The sequence below is a fragment of the Sphingobacterium sp. UBA5639 genome (assembly GCF_002421245.1).
GTDB lineage: Bacteria > Bacteroidota > Bacteroidia > Sphingobacteriales > Sphingobacteriaceae > Sphingobacterium > Sphingobacterium multivorum.
This window is the reverse complement of record NZ_DIJR01000024.1, coordinates 146,818-163,305: the sequence shown is the minus strand read 5'-3', so window position 1 is coordinate 163,305 and position 16,488 is coordinate 146,818. Positions and strand designations below refer to the sequence as shown.

General features: G+C 42.9%; 18 protein-coding genes. 6 read left to right on the top strand and 12 right to left on the bottom strand.

The genetic code is table 11. The features are described from left to right. Positions 1-37: 37 nt before the first annotated feature. Genes B4Z90_RS14575 through B4Z90_RS14560 form a run of 4 tightly spaced genes read right to left on the bottom strand, consistent with a single transcriptional unit; the run spans position 38 to position 4,480 of the window. Positions 38-1,681, bottom strand: coding sequence for a sodium:solute symporter (locus B4Z90_RS14575; protein WP_201639221.1), 1,644 nt, complete (start codon positions 1,679-1,681; stop codon positions 38-40). A gap of 9 nt (positions 1,682-1,690) precedes the next feature. Beyond that, the gene (locus tag B4Z90_RS14570) at positions 1,691-2,911 is read right to left on the bottom strand and encodes an enolase C-terminal domain-like protein (RefSeq protein WP_286767550.1); all 1,221 of its coding nucleotides are present in this window, start codon (positions 2,909-2,911) and stop codon (positions 1,691-1,693) included. Positions 2,912-2,959: 48 nt separating this feature from the next. After that, the gene (locus B4Z90_RS14565) at positions 2,960-4,006 is read right to left on the bottom strand and encodes an alpha-L-fucosidase (RefSeq protein WP_286802616.1); all 1,047 of its coding nucleotides are present in this window, start codon (positions 4,004-4,006) and stop codon (positions 2,960-2,962) included. Between the two features lie 45 nt (positions 4,007-4,051). Beyond that, entirely contained in the window at positions 4,052-4,480 is a 429-nt protein-coding gene (locus B4Z90_RS14560) for an L-rhamnose mutarotase (protein ID WP_286767553.1), read from the bottom strand. A 186-nt stretch (positions 4,481-4,666) separates the two neighbouring features. Between B4Z90_RS14560 and B4Z90_RS14555 the strand changes: the two genes are divergently transcribed. Next, positions 4,667-5,545 carry an AraC family transcriptional regulator gene (locus B4Z90_RS14555; protein ID WP_286802615.1) on the top strand — a complete coding sequence of 293 codons (879 nt, stop codon included), beginning with the start codon at positions 4,667-4,669 and terminating at the stop codon, positions 5,543-5,545. A 23-nt stretch (positions 5,546-5,568) separates the two neighbouring features. On the opposite strand, the gene B4Z90_RS14550 is transcribed toward B4Z90_RS14555, so the two are convergent. Then, a complete protein-coding gene (locus B4Z90_RS14550; RefSeq protein WP_286802612.1) occupies positions 5,569-7,089 on the bottom strand; it encodes an FAD-dependent oxidoreductase in 1,521 nt (506 codons plus the stop codon). A gap of 212 nt (positions 7,090-7,301) precedes the next feature. Between B4Z90_RS14550 and B4Z90_RS14545 the strand changes: the two genes are divergently transcribed. Together B4Z90_RS14545 and B4Z90_RS14540 are read left to right on the top strand one after the other, a co-directional pair. Beyond that, on the top strand, positions 7,302-8,075 hold the full coding sequence (locus B4Z90_RS14545) for an SDR family oxidoreductase (protein WP_112374754.1): 774 nt from the start codon (positions 7,302-7,304) through the stop codon (positions 8,073-8,075). Between the two features lie 68 nt (positions 8,076-8,143). After that, positions 8,144-8,635 (top strand): low affinity iron permease family protein, encoded by a 492-nt coding sequence (locus tag B4Z90_RS14540; protein ID WP_070564371.1) that lies wholly within the window; start codon positions 8,144-8,146, stop codon positions 8,633-8,635. A gap of 72 nt (positions 8,636-8,707) precedes the next feature. Here the strand turns inward: B4Z90_RS14540 and B4Z90_RS14535 are convergent, their stop codons facing one another. From B4Z90_RS14535 to B4Z90_RS14525, 3 genes are all read right to left on the bottom strand, one after another. After that, entirely contained in the window at positions 8,708-9,700 is a 993-nt protein-coding gene (locus B4Z90_RS14535; RefSeq protein ID WP_115048624.1) for an SDR family oxidoreductase, read from the bottom strand. An 84-nt stretch (positions 9,701-9,784) separates the two neighbouring features. Continuing rightward, the gene (locus tag B4Z90_RS14530) at positions 9,785-10,015 is read right to left on the bottom strand and encodes a hypothetical protein (protein WP_046676326.1); all 231 of its coding nucleotides are present in this window, start codon (positions 10,013-10,015) and stop codon (positions 9,785-9,787) included. 51 nt (positions 10,016-10,066) lie between these two features. Further along, positions 10,067-10,663, bottom strand: coding sequence for a ferritin-like domain-containing protein (locus B4Z90_RS14525; RefSeq protein WP_286802610.1), 597 nt, complete (start codon positions 10,661-10,663; stop codon positions 10,067-10,069). 262 nt (positions 10,664-10,925) lie between these two features. Here B4Z90_RS14525 and B4Z90_RS14520 point away from each other — a divergent pair, with 262 nt between their 5' ends. Beyond that, positions 10,926-11,315, top strand: coding sequence for a hypothetical protein (locus tag B4Z90_RS14520; protein WP_112374752.1), 390 nt, complete (start codon positions 10,926-10,928; stop codon positions 11,313-11,315). Between the two features lie 63 nt (positions 11,316-11,378). On the opposite strand, the gene B4Z90_RS14515 is transcribed toward B4Z90_RS14520, so the two are convergent. Continuing rightward, positions 11,379-12,032 (bottom strand): response regulator transcription factor, encoded by a 654-nt coding sequence (locus B4Z90_RS14515; protein WP_046676323.1) that lies wholly within the window; start codon positions 12,030-12,032, stop codon positions 11,379-11,381. 462 nt (positions 12,033-12,494) lie between these two features. On the opposite strand from B4Z90_RS14515, the gene B4Z90_RS14510 reads away from it, so the two are divergent. Both B4Z90_RS14510 and B4Z90_RS14505 read left to right on the top strand, forming a co-directional pair. Beyond that, positions 12,495-13,103, top strand: a complete 609-nt coding sequence (locus tag B4Z90_RS14510; RefSeq protein ID WP_070564381.1) for a DUF4142 domain-containing protein — start codon at positions 12,495-12,497, stop codon at positions 13,101-13,103. 76 nt (positions 13,104-13,179) lie between these two features. Then, on the top strand, positions 13,180-13,680 hold the full coding sequence (locus B4Z90_RS14505) for a hypothetical protein (RefSeq protein ID WP_070564384.1): 501 nt from the start codon (positions 13,180-13,182) through the stop codon (positions 13,678-13,680). 6 nt (positions 13,681-13,686) lie between these two features. On the opposite strand, the gene B4Z90_RS14500 is transcribed toward B4Z90_RS14505, so the two are convergent. The 3 genes from B4Z90_RS14500 to B4Z90_RS14490 all read right to left on the bottom strand — a co-directional run bounded on the left by B4Z90_RS14500 (position 13,687) and on the right by B4Z90_RS14490 (position 16,465). Beyond that, on the bottom strand, positions 13,687-15,828 hold the full coding sequence (locus tag B4Z90_RS14500) for a mechanosensitive ion channel family protein (protein WP_112374750.1): 2,142 nt from the start codon (positions 15,826-15,828) through the stop codon (positions 13,687-13,689). Positions 15,829-15,859: 31 nt separating this feature from the next. Beyond that, a complete protein-coding gene (locus B4Z90_RS14495) occupies positions 15,860-16,066 on the bottom strand; it encodes a hypothetical protein (protein WP_046676320.1) in 207 nt (68 codons plus the stop codon). A 162-nt stretch (positions 16,067-16,228) separates the two neighbouring features. After that, positions 16,229-16,465: a hypothetical protein gene (locus B4Z90_RS14490; protein ID WP_070564390.1), complete on the bottom strand. Its 237-nt coding sequence runs from the start codon at positions 16,463-16,465 to the stop codon at positions 16,229-16,231. Positions 16,466-16,488: the final 23 nt, after the last annotated feature.

Genomic DNA, 16,488 nt, shown 5'->3' with positions numbered 1-16,488 from the left:
AGCATCAAGTTCCAAAGCATTGGAACAAATTAAAAAATCAGTTGAAAATTACATATAAAATCACGACAATAGCGAGTAGCAATGTCGACAAAATGCGGTAACTCCCGATACCCGACCAGGCTTTACCCCGAAGTGGGTCCATGGGATTCTTCCAGTACAAATCCCGACTTTGCGCAGTGTGCTGTACGGGATACTTATAAGATAATAATACCTGAAGTACCATACAGATCAAAAACAGATAAAAAGCCATCATCATAAATGGAGTCTGGCCTATCCACGAGTCAGGCAGCAGCTTGTTCAGTAAAAATACGGCAACCCCCAAAACAGAACCTATCCACAAGGTAAGTTTTGCAGCTATTGCCGATGCCCCTTTCCAAAACACACCTAAAAGAAATACGCAGGTTATTGGTGGCGCAATGTGTGCTATCACATCATTTATGCCGTAGAAAATACTCTCATAGCGATCCAATAGTGGTAAAAGAGCCAAGGAAAATCCCATGGCAATAACTGCAGCAATTTTCCCAATACGAATCAACTGACCATCGGAAGCGGCAGGTTTCCGCTGTCTAAAGATATCGTAACTCACCATGGTCGATATCGAATTTAGCGCACCCGATATCTGGCTCATTAAACCCGACAGCAGCGCTGCGACCAAAACACCGATCAATCCGGAAGGCAAAAGTTGAGTAATCATAAGTGTATAGATACCTTTTGAATTGACCTGCCCTTGATGGTCCACGCCGAGACTGCTTAAATCCAATTGACCTGTTCTAAACAAGGTATACGCAAATAGGCCTGGAAGCACAAAAATAAAAACAGGCAAGATTTTTAGAAAACCACAGAAAAGAGCACCCACACGTCCATGGTTTTCATCTTTCGCCCCTAAAACACGCTGAACAATGGTCTGATCGGCACACCAGTACCAAATACCCAAAATCGGATAGCCAAACAAAACGGCATACCAAGGCATTCCACTTCCATCGTTACTCCCACGAAGCATGGAAAGACGATCAAGGGCATTGTCCTGTTCCAGTACAGCTTTCATTGGCGTCCAACCGCCCATCTTGTCAAAAGCCGCAAAACTGATAATGAAAGCCCCCGCAAGCAACACAATTGTCTGGATAGATTCCGTCACCACAACAGCACGCAATCCGCCCAAAATCGTATATATTCCAGTTATCACACAGATTACTGTAATACTTAAATACATATTAAATCCAAAAAGTGTGCGCAGCACAATCCCTCCGGCCAACATCGAAAAAGCGATATGAATAACAATTGCCGATAGTATAGAGATAAACGTAAGCCAATCTCTGCTGGCACGATCATAGCGCCGTTCCAGAAAGTCGGGCAAGGTGGCAACACCCGACTTGAGGTAAAATGGCACAAAAAAAAGCGCCAGTAAGATTAAAGTAAAGGCCGCCATCCATTCAAAGTTACCATTAAGCAACCCGGTATCGAATCCGCTCTGTGCCAAACTGACCAGATGGATTGTTGAAATATTGGTTGCAAAAAGCGCTAGTCCAATGGCTGGCCAACGAAGTGTCTTTCCAGCCAAAAAATACCCCTCTGCACTTGTTTCCTTGACTTTCTTAAATCGCACCGATCCTGCCAATACGCCGACAACTAAAATCAACAGTATATAAAAGATGGCGATACCTAAATCTAAATTTCCTAACATAATGTCAACTTATAACAAATCACAACTGCTTCCCACATCCATTGGGGTACGATAAACGCCATTCTCTATAGCCACTGGATGTACAAAATGAGACTTTAGATGCGGAATATGCTCCAAAAACAAAGCCTCATGCCCCAAGCTTATGTGGTTAAATAAAACCAGGTGCTGATGGAGCTGCCCCATATCCCCAACATGTGGTACAACAGGGATATTATATTTTCGACAAAGTAGACTCACGGATATAAACTCGCTTACGCCGCCAACGCGAACAGCATCGACCTGTACAAATCCCGTCGCACCCATTTGAAGATAATTTTTAAACAAAATGCGGTTCGGCACATGCTCACCCATGGCAACTTTTATCGGCGCAATGTGTTCGGCCAAGCGTTTATGACCAACAATGTCGTCCGGGTGTGTCGGCTCCTCTACCCAAAACGGGTTCATCTCTTTAAGCTCTTGACAGATGGATAGCGCCTGCGGCAGCGTCCATTGCTGATTCGCGTCGAGCATTACTTTAGCTTCATCACCAGCAACCTCACGCACGATATGCGCACGACGAATATCCCGCAAGGGATCTTCACTGCCCACTTTGAGTTTCATTGCGGAGAAGCCGTTTTCTAAAGCACGCTTACAATTCTCCCGTACCTTTTCATCAGAATAGTTAAACCAGCCTACTGACGTATCATAGCCCACATAGCCCTTTTCAATAATCCCCATTCTTTTATGACCTGTAGCCATATTTGACTCCAGTAAGCTGATGGCCTCCGCCTTTGTCAACTCATCTTCCAAATAGGAAAGATCCAGCGTATTGACAATCTCTTCGGCGCTGAGCTCGGTTAACAATTTCCAAAGTGGAACTCCTCTCGTTTTAGCCCAAAGATCAAAACAGGCATTTGTTACCGAAGCTAAGGCCAAATGAACAACCCCTTTATGTGGACCCAACCAACGATACTGCTGTTCATTGCTCAACCTATTAAACAATTGACCAAAATCTGCCATAAGATCCTCAATTGGAATCCCTTTCAGTCGTTCGGCATAAAAAGCTGCGGCACGACAGACCAGCTCGTTCCCTGCACCCAGTGTAAAAGCCAGACCTGTCCCAACGCGCCCCTTATCATCGGCCAATCGGGTCACTGCATAAGAATAGATCGGATCTTTGTGTATCGCATCACTGCCTGCACCTGTAGCCAAAGGAAATCTTCGATCCTGAATATCAAACGTCTTTATCATAAAATCTTAACGTGCTTATTTTTAGTATTTAGGTTAATCTATTTTGAATTATAACTTTAATTTCTCTTTTAATTTGCGTAAAATGTCAACATCCGAATCCTTTATGCGTCCCATTCGATTGGGACCAACGTTTAAGATCAGGATATTGTCTTGCGCAGTTGCCGTCCGATAAATCCCCGCAAGCTCTTCCAAAGACTTATACTTCTTGTCTGTGGTATTATAGAACCAGCGTTCTCCAAGTACCACTGTTGTCTCAAAAGGCATATAGTAAGTGTGCCCCTGTGCCATAAAAAGCTTAGGGTCAGGATCGACCGGAAGATAAGGGTCGCCTAGCCTAAAGTCACTTGGAAAATAACGTATTGGGTAATAATTCTGCTGGTCTTTCGGCAAAACAATGTGTTTGTCCGTATTCTCAGGCGATCCGATGCTCCAGTTTATACCAATTTGACATCCAGGAACCTTTTTCTTGATTAAATTATAGATCTCCTGCGTGGGCCATCGATAATTCTCTTTTTCCCAGCCTCCATCCAGCCAAAGCTCAACGATATCCGTATACTTTTTGGTCATATCCACCAGCTCATTGAGCTGGTTCAACATATATTGATTATAGGCTGCATCTGCAGACCTGTCTTTAATATTGGGGTTCTGCTTTCGGTCCCATAAAGAATAATACAAGCCGAGTCGCATTCCCTGTTTGGTGCATTCTTTAGCCAGCTCCAGTACAACATTTGTTGCGTTCGAAGAGTTCGCTACATCATAATCCGTATACTTGCTATCCCATAAACAAAAACCCTCGTGGTGTTTCGTTACCAAAATCATGTACTTCATCCCGGCTTCCTTTGCTGTCGAAACCCATTGTTTAACCTCAATTGCTGATGGAGCATATGTGCTGGCGGGTTTAGATCCGTCTGTCCACTCCTGATCATGAAATGTATTCATGCCAAAATGAACGAACATGCCATATTTTCGGTCAATCTGCGCCCGCTGATATGCATTGGGCCGTACCGATGGAACAGGTACAATAGCCTTTGTTTGAGCACCGACATGTATACCTAAAACAGCGAGTGCCAAACTAAATAATATTTTTTTTCTCATGGTTACATTCTATTGGTTATTACAGCGTTTATTAATTTTATTTCTTTAGTCCGTATGGAATACCTCCGTCCTACCAGACCAAATCTCCCCTTTCTCCTGTGCGTCGGCCAAGGGTTGCTGACAAGGATCCGTTTCCTTCCACCAGCGCTGTGTCTCAGGATCGGAAGCCATTTTTTGCATATCAAGCTTGAAATTTTGTCCTGCATATTCAAAATAGCTGAAAAGAAAAAATTGACCATCTATCTCCTTCAAAAAAATAGAATAATTGCGGATATGACATGCCTTGATCTTTCGAAGTACTGTGGGCCAAACTTTGGCATGAAGCTTTTTATAATACGCTACTTTCTCGGCTTTCAATCCTGTTATGGATGCATAGCGAGTCACGGAGCGACTGCTCTCTGTAGACCGGAAGGCTGTTGTACAGAGTACGACCAAGACGATCACAAGGATGTAAGGATACAATTTAGGATACATAAGTTCTGCGTTATTGTATAATTATACGTAGTTGTATAGTACTACTAAATTACGCGCTTAGCAGGACGGAGACTACTGCTAGATTGCTCATTTCTCCCACTATATTAACAATTTTACACATGTTTACTTATTTTTAAGGCAAAATAGGCTATATTGCCTGTTCTTAATTTAAAAATAACCAAACACATGAAACCTGTTTTCGCCAAAATTTTGGAAGGTGCAGCTATCACCACTTTTGCGACCAAAGATGTGCAACGCCCATTCTTCTCAACCGAATTTCATTTTCATAGCGCCTGCCAGATGACCTATATTGTGGAAAGTGAGGGAAAGCGGATTATTGGCGACAATGTGAGTAACTTTGTTTCCGATGAACTTACTTTTGTAGGACCTGATCTGCCACATGTCTGGCACAATAACACTATAAATTGCGCAGGCTCTACCATTGCGGAGACAAAAACTTCCCGTTCTTTAGCCTTGTATATAGAACCTAAATTAATGATTAAACTTTTAGGGCATTTCTTTCAAACACACAAAGTCGAAACCTTCTATTCAGTCTCCAAACGCGGTCTCCTATTCCGTGGCGCAACAAAGGAACAATTGAAGGTAAAGCTAAAAAAGATCGTACAGCTGGATTATGGCTTTGAAAAAACTATTTTGTTACTAGAGATTATCGAATTGATGTTATCGACAGATGAATTTGATTACATTTCCAGCGCTGGATACACCCACAACTATAGCCCTATTGACAATAGCAAAATTGACAGCATCTTTAAATTCGTATTTAACAACTATACCGGAGAAATTCAATTGGATCAAGTTGCGCAGCTCGCTAATATGTCAAAACACTCCTTTTGCCGTTATTTCAAATCCCGTACGCAGAAAACCTTCGTCCAATTTGTCAATGAGGTTCGCATCAGTGAATCCTGTAGATTGATTGTCGAAAACAAGCATCAAATCACACACATTGCTTATGCCTGTGGCTTCAACAGCCTTTCAAACTTCAATAAAATTTTCAAATCAATTAAAGGGATCACGCCAAGCCAATATAAGTCCCAGATATGTTAGAAAAGCGTCAAAACAAAGTTGCACTAATCAAAATTGACACGACCAAGATCTACACTAGCAGGACCATTCAAAAGCTTTCCATTCATTCCGAACCGTGAACCATGACAAGGACAGTCCCAGGACATTTCGGATGGGTTCCAGCTTACTGTACACCCCATATGCGGACAGACTGAGTTTACAGCATGCAACTCCCCTTCCATATCCCGACAAATAGCCAGTTTTCTCTCCCTATAGTGAACAATTTTACCTTCCGCTGGCTGTAAGCTTTCGACCTCCTTCAGCGATTCAGCCGAAAATTTGTCCATGATAAAATGTTTTGCAGCATTGACACCTTCCGATAATACCTGCTGTGCGCTCGCAACAGGTTTGATGCGGCTTAGTGACAGCAGTTCAGCCAGCGGATTCTCCTTTCCTTCCAATAAGTCAGGGATCACAAGTGACGCCATTGATCCAAATGTCATTCCATTACCGCCATAACCGGTGGCTATATACACATTATTTTCATTTGGCATACTGCCGATAAAGGGTAAGCCATCGGCTGAATCATAATATTGCGACGACCAACTTGCAGTAAGTTCATCATAGTCGAAATGCTGATCAACCCAAAGTTTTAGGTCGGCAAAATGTTGCTCTGTTTGTTGGTCGTCGCCAGTTTTATGATCAAAACCACCCACGATAAGGTAATGTTCTTTATCAGATCGATGATACCTAAAATAGTGGTAGGGATCATACAGATCCGCAGCTTGTCCCAATGCTTCAGGTTCCCCATGAAGCTTTAACGTCAGGACGTAACTTCGATAAGGTGCCAGTAAAAAATTGAATCTGTTTTTGACTGGTGGCACATGGGTAGCCCAAATGATATTCTTTGCCGTATAAACCTCTTTTCCACTCAGCTTCAATTTGACCCTTCCATCTTCATTGCTATAGGTTTCAATTCCTCGACCCGTCAGTATTTCGCCGCCCTCACGACGATAGGCTTCGATCATGCCCGCAATATATCTCATGGGATGAAATTGTGCTTGTCCCTCAATGCATATTGCTTTTTCGAAAGGTATATCAAAAGGTATGGTTTCGACATAATGGGTAGGCAATCCCAATTGCTGATGGGCCGCGTAAATTTGCTCAAGCTGCTCGTTCTGTCCAGATTCTGCGCTAAAGAGAAAAAAGTCACATGTCGAATATGCACACTGTATGGAATATTTGGAAATGTTATCTTTTATATAATCTAAGACCTCAAGCGTCGCATTCAGAAGCAGCTGAGCGGGATCCTTTCCAAAATTTTCAATAATCTCATTGTAAGAAGCGTCATAAAAGTTATTGATATGGGCGGTGGTTCCTCCGGTTGTGCCAAACCCTGGATTCTCCTTGTCCAACAGTAGGCATTTTATGCCTCTATTCTGAAGTTCCTTGGCCAATGTTACACCAGTTATACCCGCCCCCACAACAATGGTATGGAAATCTAAAATGGCAGGGTCAGTCGAAAAATTTTCAATGTCAACATCCTGCCAAAAGCTCTTGTTCGTTCCGTCACGCTTCATAGTCATTATATTAAATTCAAAGAATCAGTCTTTGCTTTATTGCAAATACAACACGTCCAAGATAAGAACCATGCTATTCCACTTTCGTTTTAGCGGTTAAATACGTAAAAAAAAGAAGAAGTACGTCTTCCTTTGCGCCCCCAAACCAATGTATAAAATAGGCTGTTCCTTCATGAAATAACGAAGTGCTTCATTGCACCTTTAACACGATATACATTATGAAAATAAATGCGAAGGATTACGTCAACTCCATTTTACCGAGTTGGGTAAAAAATAAGAAAATAATTATTACTGGCGGCACCACCGGGATTGGCCGGGCGACCGCCCTACTTTTAGCCGCGATGGGTAACGATATTTTAATTTGCGGCCATCATCAAAACCAGTTGGACGATACGCTCCGTGATTTTAATCAATTGGAATGCACAGGTAAGATGGAAGGGATTGTAGTAGATCTGGCGACCGAAGAAGGCATACACATGCTCTTCAGGACATTTGACGAACAATATGATCGTTTGGATATTCTCATCAATAATGCGGCTATAGCCTTTCAGTCGGTTAAGGACGGAAGTTATTCGGATCAGGCCTACCTCCTTCGCACGAATGTGCTGGCCTATTTGGCTTGTACCCAAGCCGCGTTGTTACGGATGGAACCCCGCGGAACAGGACATATCCTCAATGTCGGATCAATGAGTGCAGATGTACGCGAAGCGCAGAGTTCTGTCTATGTCTGCTCGAAAGGAGGTATTCAAGCATTTACAGAATCGTTACGGAAGGAAGCCAATCCCAAGGGTATCCAGGTGTCGCTTGTTGAACCTGGATCAGTTGGAACAGATATGCAACCTTTTTCACCGGAGGAGCAGCAGGAAAAAATTGATCATTTAGAAATGCTCTATGCCGAAGATATCGCGCGTACCATAGCTTATATCCTATCTCAACCACTACGCACTTCCATCGTGCATACACAGGTTAAACCTTTGAGACAAATCATATAAGTCATCTGCGATTTTATCAACAAGAAAACAAATCCACTTAGTTGAACGTCCTTAAAAAAATTTGTGTCATGAGAAAAAAGAAAAACTTGTTTGAACGATTCTCAAACTGGGCAACGCATGCCACCGGTAGTTCAGCCGCATTTATTATCGCAACTTCGACGGTGATCATCTGGGCCGTGAGCGGCCCCATATTCAATTATTCTGAAACCTGGCAACTGGTCATCAATACAGGTACGACCATTGTTACTTTTCTAATGGTATTTCTCATTCAAAAATCCCAAAACAAGGATTCCAAAGCAATCCACCTGAAACTCAATGAACTGATAGCGTCCCATGAAGGCACCAGCAACCGAATGGTCAATCTGGAAGACTTAAGTGAAGAGGAATTGGATCAGCTCGCTAAGTTTTATGCGCACGTGGCGAAGCTCGCTCTGGAAGAAAGGGATCTCACCTGCACACACTCTATAGATGCCGCAAAGGAAAACCATGATTATAAAGTAAAGGTTCAAAAAGAAAAACACAACCGCTCAGCAGACAAAAATCCGAACACGACGGACTAGTATTCAGCTTATTGATGACAAAAAAAATCCCCTTGAAGGGGATTTTTTTTGTCATGCTGTAATCGCTAATTTTTAGGGCTGTCCACCGCCGCCCGCGGCCCCATAAATTTGTCCGTTCGCATAACTTGCGTCTGCCGCAGCCAATTGCACATAGATTGAAGCAAGTTCGGCGGGTTGCCCCGGACGTCCCATGGGGGTATCACCTCCGAAATTCACCAGCTTTTCCTGCGTAGCACCACCACTCACCTGTAGTGCAGTCCAAATTGGACCGGGAGCCACGCCATTGACCCGTATGCCCTTTGGACCAAGCTGCTTGGCCAATGACCGAATATAGTTGGTGGTCGCAGCTTTTGTCTGTGCGTAGTCATACAAATCTTCCGAGGGGTCTGCGGCCTGTACCGATGTTGTACCGATAATTACAGCTCCAGGTTTAAGATGAGGCAAGGCTGCCTTAATAAGCCAGAAAGGTGCATAAATATTGGTTTTCATCGTGGCATCAAATTCCGCAGTGGTGATATCCAATATCGATGGTTTTGTCTGCTGCCGCGCCGCGTTGCTGACCAAAATATCCAGACCGCCGAGTTGAAGTACGGCGTCCTCAATCAGCCGAATACAAAACTCTTCTTTACGGAGATCTCCCGGAATAGCGACTGCCTTTCGGCCCGCCGCTTTTATCAAAGCGATGACTTCCTTCGCATCTTTCTCTTCCTCGGGCAAATAGTTGATGGCAACGTCGGCCCCTTCTCGTGCGTAAGCGATAGCTGCTGCACGTCCCATTCCCGAATCGCCCCCGGTGATCAATGCTTTGCGCCCTTGGAGCCTTCCTGATCCTTTATAACTATCCTCGCCATGATCCGGCCGGGGCTCCATTTCACTGCAGAGTCCAGGCCAGGGTTGAGACTGGCTCTTGAACGGCGGTTTTGGGTATTCTTTAACCGGATTGACCGGTCTGTCTTGGGTTTGGCCCGCTGAGCGATCTGGACTTCCAATGATACTCAATGCCAAGATTCCAGAACCTATTTTACCGATAGCAGCTCTTCTTCCCATATTATCTGAATACTTCATAGCTTTTTTCGTTTTTGGAAAAGGCCCAAAGAAATTGAGCCTCTTATATTTATTCTACAGATGTGTTTTTACAAAAAATGCACGTTAATCATGTCCTTCAGTTTTCACAATCTTGTTATAGATGCCCAATAGAAGGAACGGTGCAGCCCATTGGCCTACAAATAGGGCGTTTTTATCGTTCGACATGCATTTTAATGCGGCAGATACACCCATCGCCAGCAATGCTGCGCCTAAAAATACGGTGGATGGTAGTTTAGAAGTTTGATCTTCTATCTTTTTGGTGATTTCACCTTCGTTTCCTGTATTTAATGCCATAACTTAAATTTTTGATTTTTTAATAGTGTTCACGCTAGGTCTATTGTACACTTATTCAGCTTTTGAATTGAGATTTGTATCGGCCAGCGCGCTAAGATCTTCATCACATTTCTTTTCTTCACCCAGTGTTTCAAGTAGTAATTTTAAGGCATCCTTATGTGTTAACACTTTCGCAAAAGCCGCCAATGTGCCATACGTGGCAATTTCGTAATGCTCCACCTTTTGGGCGGCAGCAATAATTGCTGCATCGCGGACAGATCCAGCTTCTGTTTCTTTCATAAGGCTTTCCGCCTCTTCAAGTAGCCCCGCCATAGCTTCGCATTTTTCGGCTTTTGCTTTCACTCCGATAAGCTCAAAACATTGCTCTAGGCGATCCACATGTGTTTCCGTTTCTGCCAGATGTTTAGAAATAGCAGATTTTAATTGTTCTGAACTTGCATTTTTCTCCATCTTAGGAAGTGCTTTCGTCAGCGCTTTTTCTGCCCAATAAATATCCTTTAATCCATCCTCAAATAATTCGGCTAGATCCTTCGCTGCCCCCGCTTCGGCAGGTACTTTTTTTCCTTCTGAATTAGCGTTTGAAGTTGCTGTGTTACCTGATTTTGTGTTTGTTTTACTTTTTTCTACTGTTGCTGTTGTTGTTGCCATAATACTAAGTTTTTATGCTCAAACGAGCGGTTCGTCAAATAAACAGCTCTCAAACTCTTTTCGTTCGCCAGAACTGTGTAAATCCTGCAAATCACGCATATACCACATTTTATAAGTAAAAACACGTTTTTCAAAAATTTAAATGATAGCGAACAACAACGCTATAATTAACGTACAAATCATATGACAATGCGTACTAACACAGTTAACGATCTGGCAACAACAGTGGTTCATCAACAAACGATTATAAATTAAACGCAGTATGAATAAAAAATGTACAGTTCAGGATGTCCGTCCAGGTATGGCCATCCTCGCTTTAGCGATTGTAGCGCAATCAGGCCCCCAAAATCTACCGAACGATATTCCGGAAGAGCATGAAGAAGAACTACCGGAAAATACACCGGATCAGGAACCCGAAATTGATCAGGAAGATTTGGAAACGGATGAAGAATTAGACTTCGCAGTTGATGCAGAAGAACCTGAAATACCCCGACAGGATGATTTCGGTTTCGATGAGGAAATTGGTTCAGCAGGTGAAGATGAATTTCCAGAAGAAGATGAAAGAGATGAAAACGAGGGTGCTAATGATGCGGAAGGGCTGCCTACGCAACCGGTGACAACACCTTCTGATTTAGATGCAACACCCCTATAACGTGGACAAAAAAACAGAAGAACCCCGCTCTTTTTCCAGTGTCGGGGTTCATTGCACCCTATCCTATCTCAATAACTTTTTCTGAAAACCAAAACGGACAAGTCCCGCCGTATTCTTCGAACCGGTTTTTTCAATTAATTGCTGCCGATGGCCCTCCACGGTCCTTTTGCTCAAAAAAATTTGATCAGCTATTTCCGCATTTGTATGTCCTTCCGCAATCAATTCCAATACAGACAGTTCGCGTTCAGAGATGTCGTATCGTGCCATTATTGCTGTACGATCAATATCCAACTGTGCATACTTTGATAAGTTTCGGATCAAATCAATACTTAATGCTGCACTGATATATTGTTGCCCACGTTTTACCTGCTGAATTCCGAATAAAATCTCTTCTACATTGGAATCTTTCGATAAATAGCCATCAGCGCCAAGATTTAAAACCTCCTGAACAATCTGGATATTGTCTTCCATAGATAAAACAATGATTTTTATGGCTGGATAATGTTTTTTTACTTCTTGTATAAACTGAATGCCATCCATTACCTCCATATGGATATCAGTCAGGATGATGTCCGGTTTGGCTCCCTTGAGAAATTCCAGGGCTTTTTGACCATTCTCCATCCCCGCAATTACAGTTATATCTTCTTGCGCCTCTAATATTAATTGGAAACCGGATCGTACTAACGTATGGTCATCTACCAAAAGCAACTGTGTCATAGCTATCTGTTTTCTTTCTTTCGTTTAGTGATTGATTTTTGAACGAAACAGCTTTCAAGCCAAAAATGTTTTAAAAAAATAGCTCTTGGCAAATGCATACATAACATCAACGGAAAGATTTTGACCGCCGCCGCATTCTTTTTTCTGGAAAGGTGTGAGAGATGTCTCTGCTAGAGCATATAAATAATTGAAGTCGCGCTATTCCTCCACGAGGGAATTAGTACGATATGTTTGCGTAAGCACCACAATTTTTGCTTTAAATACGCAAAATAGGCTCTTTTCAAACGCTACCTTCCTCGCCGCTGTTCACTTGAAAACACAACGAAAGAAGAACATATGTTTACATCCATCATTATTGGCATCGTCTTTATTTTCTTAGCATCCTATATCGTCATCAATTATAGAAGAAAGGGAAATAATACGCGAAACAGAAAAAATCGTTAACATTTAAATAATAGTATCATGAAAATCATTTTAAAAACCCTGGGAATATTACTAGCCACCCTCGCCTGTATAGTTGTCGTTCAGGCGCAAGACAGTAATCCCGCTCAGCCACAGTCTGGAGATCTGGACTTTGCCAGCAAAGCCACGGCCAGCAACAATTTCGAACTGCAGGCGGCAAGCATTGCTCTTGCTAAATCGCAAAACCCAACGATCAAACAATATGCACAGATGATCACTGATGACCATACCGCTGCAGGAAATGAACTATCGACCATTGTAAAAAATAAAAATTGGCAGCTGCGTACGAGTGACGATCAAAATTATAAAGCCATGATCGACCAACTCAATAAGGCCGACACAGCCAATTTTGACCGCGTTTACACTGATCTGATGGTTAAGAGCCATCGAGATGCAATTTCACTTTTCAAAGATGCAAGCGCAGGCACAGCAATTACAGATGCTGACCTGAAGAAATTTGCCACCGATAAAATTCCGGCGTTCGAAAAGCACCTTGATCAGCTTAAAAATTGGCAACCTTCAGATCCTTCGATAAGTGACATGCCCATTACACCAAATGCGCCATCCCCAGCAATCAAGAATAAGGTACCAAAACCGACATTAAAATAACAACATATTTTTTCCAATCATTCACTCCGGAGGACAAAGCCATTACGGCTCTGTCCTTCGCTATTTCTTACATCACATGGAACAGACATTCGACTACATACACGAACTCCTTAATAGACAAATGGCGCTACGTGCCAAAATTGAAGAAAGCCCTATTGCAGGCGAAATAAAAATGAGCTATGGACGGGATTTTTATCAGGAAGAAGTGCGCTCCACGGGGCTAGCGATGATTCGCGACGGCTGGGATATGGAGGGCGAACAACTGATCCTCGATTTTGTGCATGAACACTATCCAATGCGGGTTAAAGATGAACTTACCTGGATTAATAAAATGATGCATTACCTAGCGGCTGTTACCGACACCTTTATCGATAATCTACATGCCGAGGGCTACCGTTTTTTACAGGGAAATGTAGACATGCCCAATGAACACGCGATATTCTACCCAGTCCATGAACTAGATGCATTCGGAAAATTATCCCAAGAACTCGGAATGAATACCATCGTAGATCTGAAAATATCAAATCAATTAGAACAGTTGCAAGGTTGGATCTATTATCGTTCGGGAAGTAACTAATTTTGTTTAAGCCGAGGTAACTTTTGAATCATGAAATACGGCTTCGGCTTTAACTTGCTCAAGAAACTTACTCCTAAACCATTCAATCTGTTGCACGTTCTGTAAACCTACCTGAATTGATACAACATAGGCATCCGCCGTAATATCCTTTGTTAAAATTTTCATGGGCAGGCTTCTGTCGATCTCCTTAAAGCTAGTAATGGTATCTTCCAACCACTTTTTCCACTCTTCGATGCTGCGTGCCGTAACGATGGTCAACTGAAGATTCAGACGGATATCCGATTCTTCGAACGTCCAGTTGACCAGGCGACCGGAAAGGAGATCTCCATTTGGTATAATAACTTGGGCCCCTTGGTCTGTTAATAAGGTGCTCGATCGGATACCCACCTGCATGACCTGCCCTTTTTTATCAGCAAGTTCCACATAATCCCCCACTTTAAACGGACGTTCAAATACCAAAATCACACCTGAAACAAAATTGTTGATAATATTCTGCAGGCCTAAACCTATCCCCACACTTAATGCACCGACAATGACGGTCAGCTTGTCAACTCCCAACCCCAGAATACGTATTCCTATGAGGAAGCCAACAATAAAAATGACAACACGTACGAGTGGTAATAAGGCTGTTCGGCGCTGATTTTTTTTCGCGTCGGGCTGATCAAGAAGGTCTTTTAAATTTTTTTGTATCCAATTTGCTGTCCATATGACTGCAAATGCTAAAAGCACATCGCCATACGTATAATTAACACCACCAATGGTGTGGGTATTATTTAACAAGCGATCCCCAAGTCGACGAATTTCACTTGTGATATGCAAGGTGTTGGCCCAGATAATAATGACCAATATACCCGCAAATAGGCCAATAATACGACGGAGTGCGGCAAGTATCTTCTGCTTATCAAAGCGATTTATAAAACGGTCTTCTTTCGAATTTTCATAAGAGTTGAGTAAATCATGAGACAGCATGTCGCGGAATGCATGCAGGGAGAATGCTTGCAATAGCCCTACAGCTCCAGCGATACTGCATGTACGGGCCAGATTTAGAAAACCAAACAGATTAAATATAATGGCGGCCATACTGATAATTAGCAGTAACCATCGTGAAAAGGGGCGCAGATAATCAAAAGGTATTTTTCCGTCGACCTTCCGCCCGAGGTGCCAAAGCAGGCAAATACCCGATAAATTGATCAACATGACAATAATTCGCGACATCCAACCTGTATCCAGCACTAGATTGCTGGCAAGTACCAATAGATAATAAAAAAATACATACTGCATCATCTTCAGATGCTGATTGGATAACTCCGAGCGAATCAAAAGATATAGAAAGCCGAAAATAAGCAGATAGCTCAATTCGAGCACGATCACGGGGATTCTAAGGGAAGTCAGTGGCAGGAGAATAAGGAAAAAGACCGCAAACTTGAGGACAGGAATCCACCACGGTTGATTGCGATGTAAGGGCAATGTCTCTTCGGCCCCTATGGCACGTCTGCGCATCTGATAAAGCCAATAAAAATAAATAAGGCTCAGTAGGATAAGGAGGAAACGACCATCCCAGGCACTATCGTAGTAACGCTGCGATAGTCCATCCTGCTCCAGGTTCTTTTGTATTATACTTTTCCAGTGATACCAAAAGGTTCCTTCTTGCGCTGCCTGAGTCACATTCTGCTGCTGCTCGGCCTTGTCGCCAAGGTCTTGCATGTCCAACAGGAGCGATTCAATATCACGTTCTAGTGTTGCGGCACTATCTTGCACCGCCCGCCATGAGTTGGCCGTGGAGTCCTGGGGCACCGTTTGCTTGCGCAACACCGTAACTTTTCCCTGTAGATCATGCACAGCGGGTTTAACCAGGCTGATATACTGCTGTACTTGACTGGGCACGAGCCGACCATCATCCGGCCGCTGCCAGGCGACTCCTCGCTTTACACTGTCCAATCCAGTATAATAACGATCAACCTGCTCACGCCATTGTTCCAAAAAGTTTCTAGCCGAGGCCAGTGGATTACTCGGCAACGAATCAAGAATACTGACCGAATCCTTCGATCGCTCAACGGAATCGGCCTTTTGTGCGTGCACCGTATAAAAAAATAGGCTAAGCTGGATGACCAAGCTTAGCCTTAGCATGGCGCAAATTATTGGGCCCATAATCTTTTACGTTTTAAATTTGTCTTTATGTTTAATCGGGTTTAGCCGGAGAAGGCTGCCGCTGCAAAGAATCGGTGCTGTCCCGGCCAAGCGAGTCATTTATACCAACACCAACCTGCCCATCATCGGGTGTATTGGAGGAATCATAGCTACCGTTTGCCTGATTGCCTTTATTGCTGCTATTGCCGCATCCCCATAGTCCAAGGATTGCCAATATCAATAAACTAATCTTTTTCATATGTTTTGAGTTTAAGTATGAAATTATTCGAAAAGTGAACAGTGCAAAAAAAACAATGGTTCTCTTTAGTTCGCATTTAAGTAAAAATATCTCCCTATCGTAGAAGTACGCAACAGGTCAAACGTCGACAAACGCGTGTTCATGTTACTCAATGCTGCCTGTTCAATCCTCAGCTTTAGTTCGATCCAAATTGTCCAATGGTACAGCTTCCTGTGCGGTCCCAGCCTTATTTTTAGTCGTATCTTTTCCACGGCTACGGTGAATATTGTCTAATGGTAGACCATTCTGGTTGACTGTTGTATCTACTTTCTGTTCCTTTTCGCTACTTTTGGTTCTATTATCGCAAGATGTTGCTGCCACAGCTGCGAATGCGATGGCCAAATACAAATATTTAATCATAGTTTTTAACTTTTATTATTATT

Excerpts from the sequence above, each read along its gene's own strand:
- B4Z90_RS14570 (WP_286767550.1), bottom strand. The coding sequence starts at position 2,911 with ATGATAAAGACGTTTGATATTCAGGATCGAAGATTTCCTTTGGCTACA.
- B4Z90_RS14575 (WP_201639221.1), bottom strand. The coding sequence starts at position 1,681 with ATGTTAGGAAATTTAGATTTAGGTATCGCCATCTTTTATATACTGTTG.
- B4Z90_RS14495 (WP_046676320.1), bottom strand. The coding sequence starts at position 16,066 with ATGAAAAAGATTAGTTTATTGATATTGGCAATCCTTGGACTATGGGGA.
- B4Z90_RS14555 (WP_286802615.1), top strand. The coding sequence starts at position 4,667 with ATGAAACCTGTTTTCGCCAAAATTTTGGAAGGTGCAGCTATCACCACT.
- B4Z90_RS14560 (WP_286767553.1), bottom strand. The coding sequence starts at position 4,480 with ATGTATCCTAAATTGTATCCTTACATCCTTGTGATCGTCTTGGTCGTA.
- B4Z90_RS14500 (WP_112374750.1), bottom strand. The coding sequence starts at position 15,828 with ATGGGCCCAATAATTTGCGCCATGCTAAGGCTAAGCTTGGTCATCCAG.
- B4Z90_RS14540 (WP_070564371.1), top strand. The coding sequence starts at position 8,144 with ATGAGAAAAAAGAAAAACTTGTTTGAACGATTCTCAAACTGGGCAACG.
- B4Z90_RS14550 (WP_286802612.1), bottom strand. The coding sequence starts at position 7,089 with ATGACTATGAAGCGTGACGGAACGAACAAGAGCTTTTGGCAGGATGTT.
- B4Z90_RS14545 (WP_112374754.1), top strand. The coding sequence starts at position 7,302 with ATGAAAATAAATGCGAAGGATTACGTCAACTCCATTTTACCGAGTTGG.
- B4Z90_RS14565 (WP_286802616.1), bottom strand. The coding sequence starts at position 4,006 with ATGAGAAAAAAAATATTATTTAGTTTGGCACTCGCTGTTTTAGGTATA.
- B4Z90_RS14510 (WP_070564381.1), top strand. The coding sequence starts at position 12,495 with ATGAAAATCATTTTAAAAACCCTGGGAATATTACTAGCCACCCTCGCC.
- B4Z90_RS14515 (WP_046676323.1), bottom strand. The coding sequence starts at position 12,032 with ATGACACAGTTGCTTTTGGTAGATGACCATACGTTAGTACGATCCGGT.
- B4Z90_RS14535 (WP_115048624.1), bottom strand. The coding sequence starts at position 9,700 with ATGAAGTATTCAGATAATATGGGAAGAAGAGCTGCTATCGGTAAAATA.
- B4Z90_RS14525 (WP_286802610.1), bottom strand. The coding sequence starts at position 10,663 with ATGGCAACAACAACAGCAACAGTAGAAAAAAGTAAAACAAACACAAAA.
- B4Z90_RS14520 (WP_112374752.1), top strand. The coding sequence starts at position 10,926 with ATGAATAAAAAATGTACAGTTCAGGATGTCCGTCCAGGTATGGCCATC.
- B4Z90_RS14505 (WP_070564384.1), top strand. The coding sequence starts at position 13,180 with ATGGAACAGACATTCGACTACATACACGAACTCCTTAATAGACAAATG.
- B4Z90_RS14490 (WP_070564390.1), bottom strand. The coding sequence starts at position 16,465 with ATGATTAAATATTTGTATTTGGCCATCGCATTCGCAGCTGTGGCAGCA.
- B4Z90_RS14530 (WP_046676326.1), bottom strand. The coding sequence starts at position 10,015 with ATGGCATTAAATACAGGAAACGAAGGTGAAATCACCAAAAAGATAGAA.